This window comes from Enterobacter sp. 200527-13, assembly GCF_027924865.1.
GTDB classification, from domain to species: domain Bacteria; phylum Pseudomonadota; class Gammaproteobacteria; order Enterobacterales; family Enterobacteriaceae; genus Enterobacter; species Enterobacter ludwigii.
Window position 1 is genome coordinate 1,496,660 of record NZ_BSCM01000001.1, and the last position, 15,766, is coordinate 1,512,425.

The window sequence follows — 15,766 nt, forward strand, 5'->3', positions numbered from 1 at the left end:
CTCGGTTGCCGTTTTACGTTGACTGCGGTCTACCCGTGATGGGCCTGTTCTTCCAGTGCGACCGGCCATTTACGGAAGATGAGCAGGGACCAGATGAGCGCCACCAGTGCCGGAATGGCACCCAGATAGCCAATCGCCGACATCGACACGTGAAGGCTAATCTGATTTCCCAGCAGCGCGCCCGCGCCAATACCGAGATTGAAAATCCCCGAGAACAGTGACATCGCCACATCCGTTGCGTCCGGGGCGAGGGCCAGCACCTTCACCTGCATACCCAGACCGATAATCATGATCGCCATTCCCCAGAACAGGCTCAGGACGGCCAGATGACCCTCGCTGCCCGCCGCTGGCATGAGTAACACCAGGCACGCCAGCAGTAAACCAATGGCGCTGCTGACCAGCGCCGACGCGTGCTGATTGCCGAGCTTACCAAACAGAATACTGCCAATAATGCCCGCGCCCCCCAGGATCAACAGCAGAACGGTGGCAAAGTTGGCGCTAAAGCCGGCCACGACCTGAACGAACGGCTCAATATAGCTGTAGGCGGTGTAATGCGCCGTGACCACAATGACCGTCAGCAGATAGATGCTCAGCAATGCCGGACGACGCATTAACAGCGGCAGGCTTTTCAGCGAGCCGGAGTGTTCGCTTGGCAGCTTCGGCAGCAGTTTAATCAGGCAGACCAGGGTGATCATTGCCCCCATGCCGATAGCGAAGAACGTGGTTCGCCAGCCAAAGTATTGCCCAACGATACGGCCAATCGGCAGGCCCAGGACCATAGCCAGTGCCGTGCCGGTGGCTATCAGGCTCAACGCCTGCGCGCGTTTACCCGCAGGTGCCAGGCGGATGGCCAGTGACGCGGTGATCGACCAGAATACGGCATGGGCAAAGGCGATACCGACGCGGCTGATGACCAGCACCGTAAAGTTCCACGCCAGAAACGACAGTACGTGGCTGACGATAAACAGGGCAAACAGGCCGATCAGCAACTTTCGCCGTTCCATCTGGCTGGTCAGCAGCATAAACGGCAGTGACATCAGTGCCACCACCCAGGCATAGATGGTCAACATAATGCCCACCTGCGCGGTTTCCATGTGGAAACTTTCAGCGATGTCAGACAACAGCCCAACCGGAACAAATTCTGTGGTATTAAAAATAAACGCGGCAATTGCCAGCGTGACCACGCGTAGCCACGCGACTCTGCGGGTAACTGTGTTCGTTGTCATAGCGATGTCGGAGATTCGTTGCTGAAAAGAAGAGGAGACGATCTTAAAACGTCAACCGGCGAAAACTCAACCATTATGTGATGCAGATCTCAAAATTCACCTGGTAAAAGCGGTAGCCGGGGGCATGGTTTTCATTGAATATAAAAGAACATCACAACAAAAACAGGCGGTAAGACAATGCAGGAGATTGATTTTTATCTGGTAGATGCGTTCAGCAATGCCTCTTTTGGTGGAAACCCGGCGGCCGTGTGCCCGTTAGACGCATGGTTGCCTGATGAGACACTGCTCAGAATGGCACAGCAGCATAATCAGTCGGAAACGGCGTTTTTCGTCTGCAGTAAAGCGGGAATTGAGTTACGCTGGTTTACCACCCTTACCGAAGTCAACCTTTGCGGACATGCCACACTGGCAGCCGCGTACGTCCTGTTTAATGAACTCAACTATCCTGACCCGCGTATCCACTTTGATACCGCCTCTGGCCAGCTGACGGTTAGCCGGGAAGGGGACTGGATGACGCTGGACTTCCCGGCATGCCCGACGCAGGAAGAGACGCCCCCGCCGGCGATGCTTGCGGCGCTGGGGATCGGCCATTACGTTGAAGCCCGTAAGGGGCGAGCCTGGGTGGTGGTTCTGGAAAACCGCCAGCAGGTTGAGGCGCTTGCGCCGAATATCTCGGCAATGACGCCTGGCGAACATAAGGTCAGCGTGACGGCGCGGGGAGAGGGGGATTATGATTTTGTGAGCCGCTTTTTCTCACCGGGAGTTGCCGTCTGGGAAGATCCGGTCACCGGATCCGCGCATACAATGCTTATTCCCTACTGGAGTGAAAAACTGGGTAAAACAGCGATGTTTGCCCGCCAGGTGTCGGCTCGTGGCGGTGATCTGCGCTGCGAACTGAAAGGTTCACGCGTGCTGATGAGCGGGCAGGCCTCGCTGTATCTGAAAGGCACCGTCTTTCTGCGCTAAATAACCATAACAAAAGAGGAAGAGACAATGCAGGAAATTGATTTCTATTTGGTCGATGCCTTCAGCGACAGGGCGTTTGGCGGCAACGCCGCGGCGGTTTGCCCCCTGGAAGAGTGGCTGCCGGACGAGACGCTGCTCAACATGGCGCAACAGCACAATCAGTCTGAAACGGCCTTTTTCGTACGCACTGACGGTGGATTCGAGCTGCGCTGGTTCACTACCCTTGACGAAATTAACCTGTGTGGACATGCCACACTGGCGGCATCGCATGTCATTTTCGAATACCTTGATTATCCACACACGGAAATCACCTTCACCACCCGTTTCGTCGGCGAGCTGACGGTAAAACGCAGCGGTGACTGGTTGACGCTCAACTTTCCGGCCTGGCCGACGGCGGTCGTCGATAATCCGCCAGCGCTGCTGTTGAGCGCGCTGGGCATTGAGCGGGCAAAAGAGGTGCGTGTCGGGCGCGACTACATGGTGGTGCTGGAGAACCAGCAGCAGGTAGAGGCCCTTACGCCGGATATCTCAGCAATGATTCCGCTGGATAAGATGGTCTGCGTCACGGCACCGGGCGATGAATATGACTTCGTCAGCCGCTTCTTCTGTCCGGGAGAAGGGGTGCCGGAAGATCCGGTCACGGGGTCCACTCACAGCATGTTGATTCCCTACTGGAGCGAAAAGCTGGGCAAAACCGTGCTGAACGCGCGCCAGGTCTCGCGACGGGGCGGGGATTTACGCTGTGAGCTGGCGGGGGACCGGGTGTTAATCGGCGGTCAGGCCACCCTGTATCTGAAAGGGCATATCTATTTACGCCAGGCGATGTAAGCCAGGAATGGGCCACCGTCATTTCATCATCGGGAATGACGGTGGCTTGCGTTAATCAAACGTTCGTTTTTCCCCCTGCCAGCCAGACGTAATCAGAAATTCACGCCACGTTAAGGTGGCAGGGTTTATGGTTCTGCTCCAGGTAAGATCCCGGTCTTTTCCGTAATAGCCGTAGTTCACGGCATATTCCGTCATGCCGGTAATTTCACTGACCAGTGCCGCGTTGTCTGCGAAATCGGGGAAGTGGTGAAGGAGTGCTTCTCGCGTGTAGGCTGAGCGATACCGGGCTTTTATGCCGGTGACCTCCGTGAAGGTTTCCACCATCTCACGCGGCGAAAGACACTCACCGACAACGGGTAACGTCATGCCGTTGTAGTGTTCAGGGTTATCGAACATCTCAAGCACCGCAGGGCCGGTCGCCGTGAGCGGGTCGACAAAGGGCGCCCGAACGTCTTCCGGGAGATAGAGGGGAAAGATCAGCTCGTCGCCTTCTTTACGCGGCGGATAATATTCGGCCAGATTGGTGTAAAAGAACGCCAGTTGAATAAACGACGCGCTGACGGGGAGTGTGCGGATGTACTCCTCAATTCGGCCCTTATCGCTGAAATGAGGAGCCCATAGAGTTCCGGCCGTTATTCTCTCGACGTTTTCCAGACTGCTGAAGACAAGGTGTTTTACGCCGGCGTTGACGGCGGCATCTGCAAGCCTGTAACCCAGCGCCGTTTCACCCGTTGGCATCTGCGTCGATACGGGGATGAAACCCGGTGTCATCAGAAACGCCCCGTCTGACTCGGCAAACGCCCCGATCAGATGCGCATCATTGCCCGTCTGAAGGGTGATTTGTCTCAGTTCAGCACCCCGTTCCGCCAGCTGTTTCGCCGCAGGAGAGTCCGTGTTTTGCGTTAAGGCGCGCACCCGATAGCGCCCACTTTGCAGCAGGGTTGTGGTTACACTACGTCCTTGTTTACTGGTGGCACCAAAAACTGTTATGAGTGGTTTTTTATCATACGACATTTCATTCTCGCTCTGTGTTGTTGCGGTACTGCATTATCGGAATGCGGGCGGCGAGCGTGAAATCGATTTATTTCTTACATGATATCCATCCTATGAATACCAAAAAGCCTGACGTAAACCTGCTGCTGACTCTGGAAGCGCTGGTCGCGGAGCAAAATGTCACCAGGGCCGCCAGCCGGCTTTGTCTTAGCCAGCCTGCCGTCAGCGCGCAGCTTAACCGGCTGAGGGGGATGTTTAACGATCCGTTATTGATCCCGGGGCGCAGGGGGATGACGCCAACCCCCAAAGCTCTTGAGCTGATGGCGACGCTTGGCGGGGCGCTGGCAAAAATACGGGATACGCTGCAATCACATGAGGACTTTGATCCGCTGCACGATTCGCTAACGGTCTCTCTGGCCTGTACTGATTACGTGCAGGCCGCGGTCATTATGCCGCTGATTGTGACCCTGCAAGAGATTGCCCCCGGCGTGCGTATTGCTGTCAGGAATTACGATCCGCATCAACTGGCCCATCAACTGAGCTCAGGCGATGTTGATGCTGCCATAGCCACGCCAGACCCTGCGCAGGCGCAGCTCAGAACGCAACATCTTTATGACGAATCGTACGTGCTTATCGGGCGCCCTCAGCATCCTGAACTGAACGACCAACTGACAATGGAAGCATTCGCAAAACTTGAGCATATTATCGTGTCCCCCTCGGGAGGCGGTTTTACCACGCCGATGGATGTCATGCTGGCGGAGTCAGGGTTGCAACGTAAGGTTGCGGTATCTGCGGCATCATTTCTGTTTGTTCCCGGCATGGTGCAGATGAGTCATCTGGTAGCACTTGTGCCCCGACGATTAATTATGGGAACCATTAACCTGCTCACCGTGGTGGAACTGCCCTGGCTGAAAGAGACGTTTGACGTCAGTCTTATCTGGCATGAACGCAGCCATAACCACGCCGGACATCGCTGGTTAAGGGATACCCTCGTCAGCCTGAACGGCAATGCTGATATAAGTTAACGGTATGAAGCACGTGTGCAGGGCTGCGCTATGTTGAAATAAAAACAACAAGGAGCCCGCCATGTATTCCATTACCGCTGAATCTGCACATCACCCTGATATTTTGCATCTGATTGCCGCGCTTGACCGCTATCAGAGCGAACTCTATCCCGCTGAAAGTAACCACCTGCTCGATCTGACCGAACTGCCGACAGCCTCGCTGATCCTGATGATTATTCGGGACCGGCAGCTTCATGCCGTCGGGTGTGGTGCCGTGGTGCTCAACGGCGACGGGACCGGTGAAATGAAACGGGTGTATATCGATCCGGCTCATCGCGGGCAACACCTCGGCGAGATGTTGCTGGCGGCGCTGGAAGATGAAGCCCTGAGCCGTCACTGCCACACGCTTCGCCTGGAGACGGGCATCCGGCAACATGCCGCCGTCCGTCTGTATGAGCAGTGCGGCTATGAGCAACGTCCGGCGTTTCCGCCGTATGTTGATGACCCGCTGAGCCTGTTTATGGAGAAGGCACTGGTGGTTGACGTTCGTTTAGCAGCGCTATAAAAGCCTCCAGCGGGCGGGTCATAGCCCCGCGGCGCCAGACCAGCCAGGTGGTAAGCCAGCGCCAGTTTTCTGCCAGCGGCCAGGCTTCTACCTGATGGTGGCCTGGCATACTTTCCAGCATCGAGCGAGGCATCAGCGCGATACCGGCGCCCGCGATGACGCAGGCGAGCATGCCGTGATAAGACTCCATCTCATGAATACGCCCGGGCGTGGCTCTGTCGGCGTGAAACCAGCTTTCCAGATGTCGGCGATACGAACAGTTTGCGCGAAAGGCGTAGACGTCACTGCCGCTTACCTGCGTGGCGCGTGCCACTTCTGCATGCCCGGCGGGCGTGACCAGCATCATCTCTTCCCGGTAAACCGGCATGCCTTCCAGTTCCGGATGCGAAAGGGGGCCGTCGACAAACGCGGCGCTTAAGGTTCCCTCCAGTACGCCGTCAATCATTGTGCCGGACGGTCCGGTAGAGAGGGCAAACTGGATACGTGGATAGCGCTGGTTAAACTGCGCCAGGCTTTCCGGAATACGCACGGCGGCGGTACTCTCCAGCGCACCAAGCGCAAATAATCCCTGCGGTTCATCACCGGCGACGACTATTCGTGCCTCATCGACCAGCGCCAGGATCTGCTTGCTGTAGCGCAGGAAGTTATGCCCGGCAGGGGATAAACGTAAACGCTGGTTCTCACGAATAAACAGCTCAACGCCAAGATCGGCCTCCAGCTGGCGGATGCGGGTGGTCAGGTTCGACGGAACGCGATGCACCTTTTGCGCTGCCTGGGTGATGCTGCCGGTGAGCGCCACGGCGTTAAACATTTCAAGCTGAGTTAAGTCCATGCCATTCTCGATTCGTGAACAAGGTGGTTAGTATTATTCATTTTTAAGAAATAGCAGAGTGCGCCACAATGAATCAACCGTTATTACGTGGAGACCATCATGACTTATTCATCTGCTACACATGCCCTCTCTGTTAACCCAGCCACCGGTGAGACGCTCGCGGCGTATCCGTGGGCGAGCACCGACGACGTTGAACGCGCAATTGCGCAGGCTGATGCCGGTTTTCGTCAGTGGAGACGCGTAAGCGTTTCCGACCGGGCGCAGAAGCTGCGCGATCTCGCCAGCGCGCTGCGCAACCGTGCAGAAGAGATGGCCCGAATGATCTCCCGTGAGATGGGCAAACCCATTTTGCAGGCGCGTGCTGAAGTGGCAAAATCCGCCAGCCTCTGCGACTGGTATGCGGAACACGGCCCGGCAATGCTGCAGCCTGAACCGACCCTGGTAGAAAACCAAAACGCGGTGATTGAATACCGGCCGCTGGGACCTGTTCTTGCCGTCATGCCGTGGAACTTCCCGCTCTGGCAGGTACTGCGTGGCGCGGTACCCATCCTGCTGGCCGGGAACAGCTATCTACTCAAGCATGCGCCAAACGTACTCGGCTCGGCTGACCTTATTGCGCAGGTATTTGCTGACGCCGGTTTTCCGCAGGGTGCCTTTGGCTGGGTGAATGCCACGAATGAGGGCGTGAGCCAGGCGATCAGCGACCGTCGTATTGCCGCCGTAACCGTAACCGGCAGCGTGCGCGCGGGGGCGGCGATTGGTGCGCAGGCGGGGGCAGCACTGAAGAAATGCGTCCTGGAACTGGGCGGTTCTGATCCGTTTATTGTGCTCAATGATGCTGATTTGGATCTGGCGGTGAAAGCAGCCGTGGCCGGTCGTTATCAGAATACCGGACAGGTTTGCGCCGCCGCTAAGCGCTTTATTGTGGAAGAGGGCATCGCTGATGCTTTCACCCAGCGTTTTGTCGAGGCGACGGCAGCCCTGAAGATGGGCGAGCCAGATCGCGAAGAAAACTTTATTGGCCCGATGGCGCGATTTGACCTGCGCGATGAACTGCATCAGCAGGTGCAGGCCACGCTGGCCGAAGGCGCCACGCTGCTGCTTGGCGGGGAGAAAGTCGCCGGTGAAGGTAACTACTATGCACCGACCGTGCTGGGGAATGTCACTGCCAGCATGACGGCATTTCGTCAGGAGCTGTTTGGTCCGGTTGCGGCGGTTAGCGTTGCGAAAGACGCGGAGCACGCGCTGCAGCTGGCTAACGACAGCGACTTTGGTCTGTCCGCAACCGTCTTTACCGCGAACGATACGCTGGCGGAGAAATTCTCTCGTGAGCTGGAGTGCGGTGGGGTGTTCATCAATGGTTTCAGCGCCAGCGATGCGCGCGTGGCCTTTGGCGGCGTGAAGAAGAGCGGTTTTGGTCGTGAGCTTTCCCACTTCGGTCTGCACGAGTTCTGTAACGTGCAGACGGTATGGAAGAACAGAGTCTAGTTCGCTCTCCGATAACGGCCTTCAGCACGAAGGCCGTTGTCATTTTCCTGCAATGGTTCTGTCATTTTCGTTTCGTAGACTCGCACGCGTCTAACGTCTTGTTACTGAAGAAAATTATGAACCTAACGCAAATTTTTCGCCGTATTGCGCAGCGCCTCATCCCTCGTCAGTTTGGCCTGCTGACCGGTATTTTCTGTATTATTGGTCTTTTCTCCGCACTGCAACTCTCCTCTTCATTTTTGCTCAATGCTTCCCTGAAAGACGCTCAGCGCAACGAGCAGCAAAATCTGCTGGCATACCAGCAACAGAGCAAACTGGATCTGGCCCGCGTGTCTCTGCTGGCAGCAAGCGATCTGCTTAACCGCTCCGGCGTCTGGTTTATGCAGGATAAAGAGACCGGCTCTGAAGGAAGCTGGCACAGCCTGATGGACGAAGCTCAGGCGTCGCTGACGGTTTCTCAGCAGGCCTGGAACGCCTGGCTGGCGCTCAATCCGCCAAAAGATGATGCCCTGATCGCCAGCTACCAGCTTTTCTACGGTGCCATCAAGGAGCAGGCGGAAGGGCTCATTAAGACCAGCACGATCGACGCCTTTTTTGCCGTACCTGCTCAGGCTTTTCAGACTGACTTCAACGAAAACTATGCCCGCTATCAGCAGGCCAGCGAGAAGCAGGCGATGCAGGGCCGCCAGAGTCTGATGGCGCAACTCTCTGGCCTGCAAACGCTCTTCCTGATTGCACCGGTTCTGCTACTTGCCATCGCCATTCTGGTGTGGTTCGGCATGTCCCGCTGGGTCATTACGCCGCTGCGTCGGTTGATTGCTCACATTAACCAGCTGGCGGCAGGAGACCTGGCCGGTACACCGCCTGGCGTACTGCGCTTTAACAAGGAGATCGGACAGTTAAGCGACAGTGTTTCCACCCTGCAGCACGGACTGCAGGAACTGGTGACCCAGGTCAGCAATGCCACCCACGCAATGGTTGAAAATATAGGCTCTCTGGCACAGGGCAGCCAGAAGCTGTATCTGCAGTCGGCTCGTCAGGCGAAAGAGCTTGAGGATGTGACGACACACATTGCGGCGCTGGAAAACCACGTGGAAGGGAATACAGGATATGCAAAACTCGCCAGCTCCAGGGCGGACGAGGCGCGCCAGGTAGCCGCGGGCGGCGATCGGATGATGACGACCGTCAATGCCTCCATGCAGGCGATCGTTGACCGATCGTCAGAGATGCGCGGGATCGTAGCGATGATCGACAGCGTGGCGTTTCAGACCAACATTCTGGCTCTGAATGCGGCCATCGAGGCCGCCCATGCGGGGAACCACGGGCGCGGGTTCGCCGTTGTCGCCCGGGAAGTGGGGCTGCTGGCCAGAAAGAGCAGCCACTCGACGCAGACTATTCAGGCGCTGATCAATCACTCTTTGCAGGGCATCGAAGACGGTTCCCGGGCCGTTAACCTGCTGGAAGATAATCTGCAGCAGGTGATCGGGCTGGTGGCTAATTTAAGCAGTCTGCTGAATGAGATCTCGGTAGCAACCCTGAGCCAGGGGGAGAGCATTCATCAAATGACGCGGCAGCTTCAGGCGCTGAATCAGGTTTCCCGTCAGACCGACATGCTGGTGTCTGACGCGTCGGATGCCTCTGAACGGCTGCATAAGCAATCCGATCTTTTATTGCAGGCGGTTTCGCGTTTTCGTCTTAGCGCCTGACGCAACATATAAGCCTCTGTTATACTCGCAGCCCGTTTTAGCCTGAGGGCAAGGAGCAAAGTGTGGCTGCGGTCATCCATAATGAGATGTTGGACGAGATTCTGTCGCAGGTTCGTCCGTTAATTGGAAAAGGGAAGGTTGCCGACTATATTCCGGCCCTTGCCTCGGTCAGCGGGAACAAGCTGGGTATTGCCATTTGTACGGTAGACGGGCAGCGTTACCAGGCCGGTGACGCCACCGAGCGTTTTTCAATTCAATCGATTTCAAAAGTACTCAGTCTGGTTGCGGCCATGCGCCAGTATGAGGAAGACGAAATCTGGCACCGCGTGGGGAAAGATCCGTCCGGGCAGCCTTTCAACTCACTGCTTCAGCTCGAAATTGAACAGGGTAAACCGCGTAACCCGTTTATCAATGCCGGTGCGCTGGTGGTTTGCGATATGCTGCAAAGCCGTCTTAGCGCCCCTCGCCAGCGCATGCTTGAAATTGTCCGCCAGCTCTCGGGCGTCGCCGATATTGCCTACAATGCGGTGGTGGCGCGCTCGGAGTTTGAACACTCCGCCCGTAACGCGGCTATCGCCTGGCTCATGAAATCGTTTGGTAACTTCCATAACGATGTCGCCACCGTGCTGCAAAACTATTTTCATTACTGCGCGCTGGAAATGAGCTGTGTTGAACTGGCACAGACATTCTTGTTCCTCGCCCATCAGGGGCATGCGCCGCACCTCGCGCAAGATGTTATCTCGCCCATGCAGGCGCGTCAGGTGAATGCCCTGATGGCGACCAGCGGGATGTATCAGAACGCCGGAGAGTTTGCCTGGCGCGTCGGTCTTCCGGCTAAATCGGGTGTCGGGGGCGGGGTGGTGGCAATCGTGCCTCACGAAATGGCGATTGCCGTCTGGAGCCCGGAGCTGGATGAAACGGGAAATTCACTTGCCGGTGTGGCAGTTCTGGAGAAACTGACCCAACGTCTGGGACGTTCCGTATACTGATGTCGACCCTGGATCCGCTTTTTGCCCGCCTGGCGCGATCGCCTTTTCGTTCGCGCTTTCGCCTGGGCACGAAGGAACGGCAGTACTGCTGGGACAAAGGTGCCGAAACCATTGACCAGCACGCCGCCGATTTTGTTGCCCGGCGTCTTGCACCGGCCCATCCCAACAATGACGGAAAACAGACGCCCATGCGCGGTCATCCGGTGTTTATCGCTCAGCATGCCACCGCCACCTGTTGTCGTGGCTGTCTGGCAAAGTGGCATAACATTCCGCAGGGTGTTCAGCTCAGCGCGCAGCAACAGCATTATATCGTCAGCGTGATCCACCACTGGCTGGTGCTGCAGATGAACGCCTAAATTTGACGAGTTATGATCCTGTTGTATTTGTGTTATAGATGCAGGTTAAGTTAGTTCAGATCCTGCTGACGATCGACATAATCGCCATAAGTTATTATACGGAATGATATTTAATGCGTTCTGCTCTCTCTGCCTTCAGGTTTTTTCAACCCGATACTCCGCTGCGTAATGCGTCGTGGATCTTTATTCTCACCACCTTATTCTATTTTGTGGGTGCTGAATTGCGTCTGGTTGAAGCGTTGTCGCTGTTCTGGCCACTGAATGGCGTTATGGCGGGAGTATTCGCCCGTTATGCTTATCTGAATCGTCTGCATAACTACGCGGTCGCGTATGTTGCCATGCTGATGTACGACGCGGTCACCACCAGCTGGGGAATGGCCTCGCTGGTGATTAACCTGTCGAATATGATTTTTATCGTCGTGGTCGCCATACTGGTTCTGCGTGATAAACGGCTGATGAAAACCCCCGATCCGCTTAATGCGCTGCGTCTGTTTAACTACTGCCTGATTGCTGCGCTGCTGTGTGCCTTGCTTGGCGCGGTGGGGTCGGTCGGTATCGACAGTCACACCTTCTGGCCGCTGTTTGCCGACTGGTTTAGCGAGCAGTTTTCAACGGGGGTGCTGATTGTGCCGTGTATGCTGACGATTAGCCTGCCCGTGCGTGATATTCAGTTACGTCTGGAGCAGCTGTTCCCGGTTATGGCGTTGATTGTCTCGGTGGTCGCATCGGTGGTGATTGGCGGCGCGGGGAGCCTCTGTTTCCCGCTGCCGGCGCTTATCTGGTGTGCGGTACGCTACCCGCTGCCCGTCACCTGTTTACTGACGTTTCTCACGGGCGCCGTTGAGATCATTCTGGTTGCCAACTCCATTATCAATATTGCCGTTGCGACACCGCTTTCGACCCCGATGATGTTCTCAGCCCGGCTGGGCATTGCCACTATGGCTATTTGTCCGGTGATGGTCTCCGTCAGCGTGGCGGCCATTAATTCACTGATTCGTCAGGTGTCACTGCGGGCAGATTATGATTTTCTGACGCATGTCTATTCCCGCTCCGGGCTTTATGAAGCGTTAAAGCAAGAAGAGGCGCACCGGCATTCGCGTTTTTTAACCGTCATGCTGCTGGATATCGATTACTTCAAAAGCATCAATGATAACTACGGTCACGAGTGCGGTGATCGCATACTGGCGGCCTTTGCCCGGCAGGTTCAGCAGGTTGTCGGTGAGGACGGTATGGTGGCGCGAATGGGCGGAGAAGAGTTCGCGGTGGTCGTGAACTCCGGGGATGCGCAGCACGGTTTTGAACTGGCTGAACGCATTCGAACCACCGTCGCACATCATCCGTTTACCTGGCGCCAGCAGACGCTGTATCTGACCGTCAGCATTGGCCTGGGCAGCGGTAAATCTGAATCATGGCAGTTGACGGAGGTCTTTAATAAGCTGATGGCTGAAGCGGACGATCATCTCTATCGCTCAAAGAAAGCGGGGCGAAATCGGACCAGCGCCCGGTTGTCGGATGAGCAGGTTACTGCAACCACCGGCAGCGAAACATCACTGCATTAGTCGTCATGAGCCAGTGACGTTAACAAATAGCGTCTGAACAGGATATTCGTACACTGACAATGTCTCTGTTTAAGCTACGCTTTTAGTAAAGCTTGCGTCAGGAGACGTTATGAAAACACCTGCAACCCCTGAAAATGAAACGGAACGTCTGAACTCGCTGCGCGAATCAGGCCTGCTTGAAATCGACAGTTCGCCGGCCTTTGACCGCCTGACGCGTCTGGCAAAACGCTTTTTCCAGGTGCCGCTGGCGATGGTCAATCTTATCGATGAGCATTCGCTGATCGTGAAGTCAGCGGATGGCCAGGCACCGGACTCTGTCCCGCGCAATATCTCATTTTGTGGCCATACGATCCTCAGCGAAGCGCCGCTGGTGGTGGGGGACATGCGTCAGGATGACCGCTTTGCCGATAATCCGCTGGTGGCCGGTGAGCCTGGCGTTCGTTTCTACGCTGGTTTCCCGCTGCGTCTGCGCGACGGCGCGAGCGTCGGATCGCTTTGCCTGATTGATTATTCTCCGCGCGAGTTTACGGCGGCCGATCTTGCCGTGCTGGGAGACCTGGGCGCGCTGGCAGAAGATGAATTTGCCGCCGTCAGTGCGGCGACTACCGATGAACTGACGGGCTTATTCAACCGTCGGGGCTTTAATCAGCTCGTTCGGTTTACCCTGTCCGTCGCCCGACGCCGTGCAGAGCCGTTAACCCTCGGCTGGCTGGATCTGGATCGCTTTAAGGAGATAAACGATCGCTACGGCCACGAGGAAGGCGATAAGGCGCTGAACGTGATGGCGCAACTGATGCGTTCCTCCTTCCGTGAGGCGGATCTGCTGGTTCGCTTTGGCGGGGATGAGTTTGCCGTGCTGTTCGCCGATACGGATGAGCAGGGGGCCTGGATTGCGATGCAGTATCTGGCCGAGCAGGTCGAAAATTATAATGCCCGCAAATTGCATCCGTGGTCGCTTCTGTTCTCGTGGGGCCTCAGTGAATTCGACCACAATGGTCATGACCTGCAACAGTGGCTAAAAGAGGCCGATGAAAAGATGTATGCCATGAAGCAGCAGCGCCATCGCGAAAGATGACATAACAAAAGCCTATGATCGATCCGTTTGCGTTAATAAGATGTTAATTGCACAGTGACGGTATTCAACGTAAGGAAAAACAATGAATACCTCACTGCACATCAAAAACCTCACCCGGGAAGAGATCCTCACCCACCTCGATGCGTTGTCCGCGATCCTCGAAAACTGCGTTAACGGCGGCGCATCCGTCAGTTTTATGTTGCCCTTTAGCCCGGAAAAAGCACGTGCTTTCTGGCGCGGTATTGCTGAGAGCGTGGGACGCAATGAACGTCTTGTGCTGGCCAGTATCGATCCGCAGGACGGTGTTATCGGCACGGTACAGTTGATCACCGATCAGCCGGAGAATCAGCCGCATCGCGCGGATGTGGCAAAACTGCTGGTCCATGAAAAAGCGCGCCGTAAAGGGGCGGCAATGGCCCTGATGGAAGAACTTGAAGTTCAGGCCAGAGCCAGAGGCATTTCGGTCCTGGTACTGGATACGTCGACTGGCAGCGGTGCCGAGACGTTCTACCAGCGTGCTGGCTGGCAAAAAGTGGGGGAGATCCCGCGCTATGCATTGATGCCGGACGGTGCGATGACCGCCACCTCCGTGTTCTATAAGTTCTTATAATTATTTTTCACAACTCCATCATGAATTGATCAAAACAGGGTTCCCGGTCGTAAAGTTTTGATAAGTTATCGTACCAATCTTATCAGGCTGTATGACTAATTATAAAAGGAACCCATTGTGAACACACTTAACCGTCATGATTTTCCCGGTCCACACTATCCGGAACGTATCATTCAGTTTGGTGAAGGCAATTTCCTGCGGGCGTTTATCGACTGGCAAATCGACCTGTTAAACGAACATACCGATCTCAACGCCGGTGTGGTGGTCGTTCGTCCCATTCAAAGTGATTTTCCGCCGTCGCTGAATACGCAGGATGGCCTGTATACCACGATCATTCGCGGCCTGAACGAGAAAGGCGACGCGGTGAGCGATGCACGTCTTATCCGTTCCGTTAACCGCGAAATCAACGTTTATTATGAATACGATGCGTTCCTCAGGCTGGCTCATAACCCGGAGATGCGCTTTGTGTTCTCGAATACCACGGAAGCGGGGATCGGTTATCACGCGGGCGACACCTTTGAAGATGCGCCTGCCGTCAGCTACCCGGCGAAGCTGACGCGATTGCTCTTCGAGCGTTTCAGTCATTTTAACGGAGCGCCAGACAAAGGCTGGGTCATCATTCCGTGTGAACTGATTGACTACAACGGGGATGCGCTGCGGGAACTGGTGCTGCGCTACGCGCAGGAGTGGGCGCTGCCGACGGCCTTTACTGAATGGTTGAACGATGCCAACTGCTTCTGCTCGACCCTGGTTGACCGCATTGTAACGGGTTACCCGCGTGACGAAGTGGCCGCCCTGCAGGCTGAACTGGGTTATCAGGATGGGTTCCTGGATACCGCCGAACACTTCTATCTGTTTGTGATTCAAGGCCCTGACGCCCTTGCCAGCGAATTGCGTCTTGATAAGTTCCCGCTCAACGTATTGATCGTGGATGACATCCGTCCCTACAAAGAGCGTAAAGTCGCCATTCTGAACGGTGCGCACACGGCGCTGGTACCGGTAGCCTTCCAGACCGGGCTGGACACGGTAGGCGAGGCGATGAACGATGCGGAAGTGTGCGCTTTTGTCGAAAAAGCTATCTATGAGGAAATTATTCCGGTACTGGATTTGCCGCGTGATGAGCTGGAATCGTTCGCCAGTGCGGTAACGGGTCGTTTCCGTAACCCTTACATCCGGCATCAGCTGCTGTCGATTGCCCTCAACGGGATGACCAAGTTCCGCACCCGCATTCTGCCGCAGCTGCTGGCAGGGCAGAAAGCAACCGGGTCATTGCCTGCGCGACTGACGTTTGCTTTAGCGGCACTGATTGCGTTTTATCGCGGGGAGCGTAACGGGGAAAGTTACCCGGTACAGGACGACGCGCACTGGCTGGCGCGTTTCCAGCAGCTGTGGACACAGCATCACGATCGCCAGATCACTACCCGCCAATTGGTAAAATCGGTACTGAGCGTGAGTGAACACTGGGAGCAAGATCTTACGCAGGTTAACGGCCTGGTCGAGCAGGTTACGCGGGATCTGGATGCTATTCTGCTTCAAGGAATGCGTGCGGCCGTTAAACCGCTCTGCTAA

The 15,766-nt window shown here is 55.9% G+C and carries 15 protein-coding genes; 12 read left to right on the forward strand and 3 right to left on the reverse strand.

Features of this window, described 5'->3' with window-relative positions:
- Positions 1-29: 29 nt before the first annotated feature.
- Positions 30-1,226, reverse strand: a complete 1,197-nt coding sequence (locus QMG44_RS07075; protein ID WP_086532525.1) for a sugar transporter — start codon at positions 1,224-1,226, stop codon at positions 30-32.
- Between the two features lie 177 nt (positions 1,227-1,403).
- Here QMG44_RS07075 and QMG44_RS07080 point away from each other — a divergent pair, with 177 nt between their 5' ends.
- Both QMG44_RS07080 and QMG44_RS07085 read left to right on the forward strand, forming a co-directional pair.
- Positions 1,404-2,192 carry a PhzF family phenazine biosynthesis protein gene (locus QMG44_RS07080; RefSeq protein WP_025204207.1) on the forward strand — a complete coding sequence of 263 codons (789 nt, stop codon included), beginning with the start codon at positions 1,404-1,406 and terminating at the stop codon, positions 2,190-2,192.
- A 27-nt stretch (positions 2,193-2,219) separates the two neighbouring features.
- Positions 2,220-3,020 (forward strand): PhzF family phenazine biosynthesis protein, encoded by an 801-nt coding sequence (locus QMG44_RS07085; RefSeq protein ID WP_032681016.1) that lies wholly within the window; start codon positions 2,220-2,222, stop codon positions 3,018-3,020.
- Positions 3,021-3,071: 51 nt separating this feature from the next.
- Here QMG44_RS07085 and QMG44_RS07090 read toward each other — a convergent pair whose 3' ends face one another.
- A complete protein-coding gene (locus tag QMG44_RS07090; RefSeq protein ID WP_086532524.1) occupies positions 3,072-4,034 on the reverse strand; it encodes an NmrA/HSCARG family protein in 963 nt (320 codons plus the stop codon).
- Positions 4,035-4,126: 92 nt separating this feature from the next.
- On the opposite strand from QMG44_RS07090, the gene QMG44_RS07095 reads away from it, so the two are divergent.
- Both QMG44_RS07095 and QMG44_RS07100 read left to right on the forward strand, forming a co-directional pair.
- Entirely contained in the window at positions 4,127-5,038 is a 912-nt protein-coding gene (locus QMG44_RS07095) for a LysR family transcriptional regulator (RefSeq protein WP_232937356.1), read from the forward strand.
- 61 nt (positions 5,039-5,099) lie between these two features.
- On the forward strand, positions 5,100-5,582 hold the full coding sequence (locus tag QMG44_RS07100) for a GNAT family N-acetyltransferase (RefSeq protein ID WP_014170050.1): 483 nt from the start codon (positions 5,100-5,102) through the stop codon (positions 5,580-5,582).
- Here QMG44_RS07100 and QMG44_RS07105 read toward each other — a convergent pair.
- Positions 5,536-6,414: a putrescine utilization regulator PtrR gene (locus QMG44_RS07105; RefSeq protein WP_086532522.1), complete on the reverse strand. Its 879-nt coding sequence runs from the start codon at positions 6,412-6,414 to the stop codon at positions 5,536-5,538. The two genes, QMG44_RS07100 and QMG44_RS07105, sit on opposite strands and share 47 nt — an antisense overlap.
- 99 nt (positions 6,415-6,513) lie before the next feature.
- Between QMG44_RS07105 and sad the strand changes: the two genes are divergently transcribed.
- The 8 genes from sad to QMG44_RS07145 all read left to right on the forward strand — a co-directional run bounded on the left by sad (position 6,514) and on the right by QMG44_RS07145 (position 15,766).
- A complete protein-coding gene (gene sad, locus QMG44_RS07110) occupies positions 6,514-7,902 on the forward strand; it encodes a succinate-semialdehyde dehydrogenase (RefSeq protein ID WP_086532521.1) in 1,389 nt (462 codons plus the stop codon).
- A 116-nt stretch (positions 7,903-8,018) separates the two neighbouring features.
- Positions 8,019-9,608 (forward strand): methyl-accepting chemotaxis protein, encoded by a 1,590-nt coding sequence (locus QMG44_RS07115; protein ID WP_086532520.1) that lies wholly within the window; start codon positions 8,019-8,021, stop codon positions 9,606-9,608.
- 62 nt (positions 9,609-9,670) lie between these two features.
- On the forward strand, positions 9,671-10,597 hold the full coding sequence (glsB, locus tag QMG44_RS07120; protein ID WP_281853011.1) for a glutaminase B: 927 nt from the start codon (positions 9,671-9,673) through the stop codon (positions 10,595-10,597).
- Positions 10,597-10,953 (forward strand): DUF4186 domain-containing protein, encoded by a 357-nt coding sequence (locus QMG44_RS07125; RefSeq protein ID WP_047744649.1) that lies wholly within the window; start codon positions 10,597-10,599, stop codon positions 10,951-10,953. Before glsB ends, QMG44_RS07125 begins: the two co-directional genes overlap by 1 nt.
- A 113-nt stretch (positions 10,954-11,066) precedes the next feature.
- Positions 11,067-12,512 (forward strand): GGDEF domain-containing protein, encoded by a 1,446-nt coding sequence (locus tag QMG44_RS07130; RefSeq protein ID WP_047744650.1) that lies wholly within the window; start codon positions 11,067-11,069, stop codon positions 12,510-12,512.
- 109 nt (positions 12,513-12,621) lie between these two features.
- A complete protein-coding gene (locus tag QMG44_RS07135) occupies positions 12,622-13,587 on the forward strand; it encodes a sensor domain-containing diguanylate cyclase (protein ID WP_014170057.1) in 966 nt (321 codons plus the stop codon).
- A gap of 82 nt (positions 13,588-13,669) precedes the next feature.
- On the forward strand, positions 13,670-14,197 hold the full coding sequence (locus QMG44_RS07140) for a GNAT family N-acetyltransferase (protein WP_020884147.1): 528 nt from the start codon (positions 13,670-13,672) through the stop codon (positions 14,195-14,197).
- Between the two features lie 117 nt (positions 14,198-14,314).
- Entirely contained in the window at positions 14,315-15,766 is a 1,452-nt protein-coding gene (locus QMG44_RS07145; protein WP_086532519.1) for a tagaturonate reductase, read from the forward strand.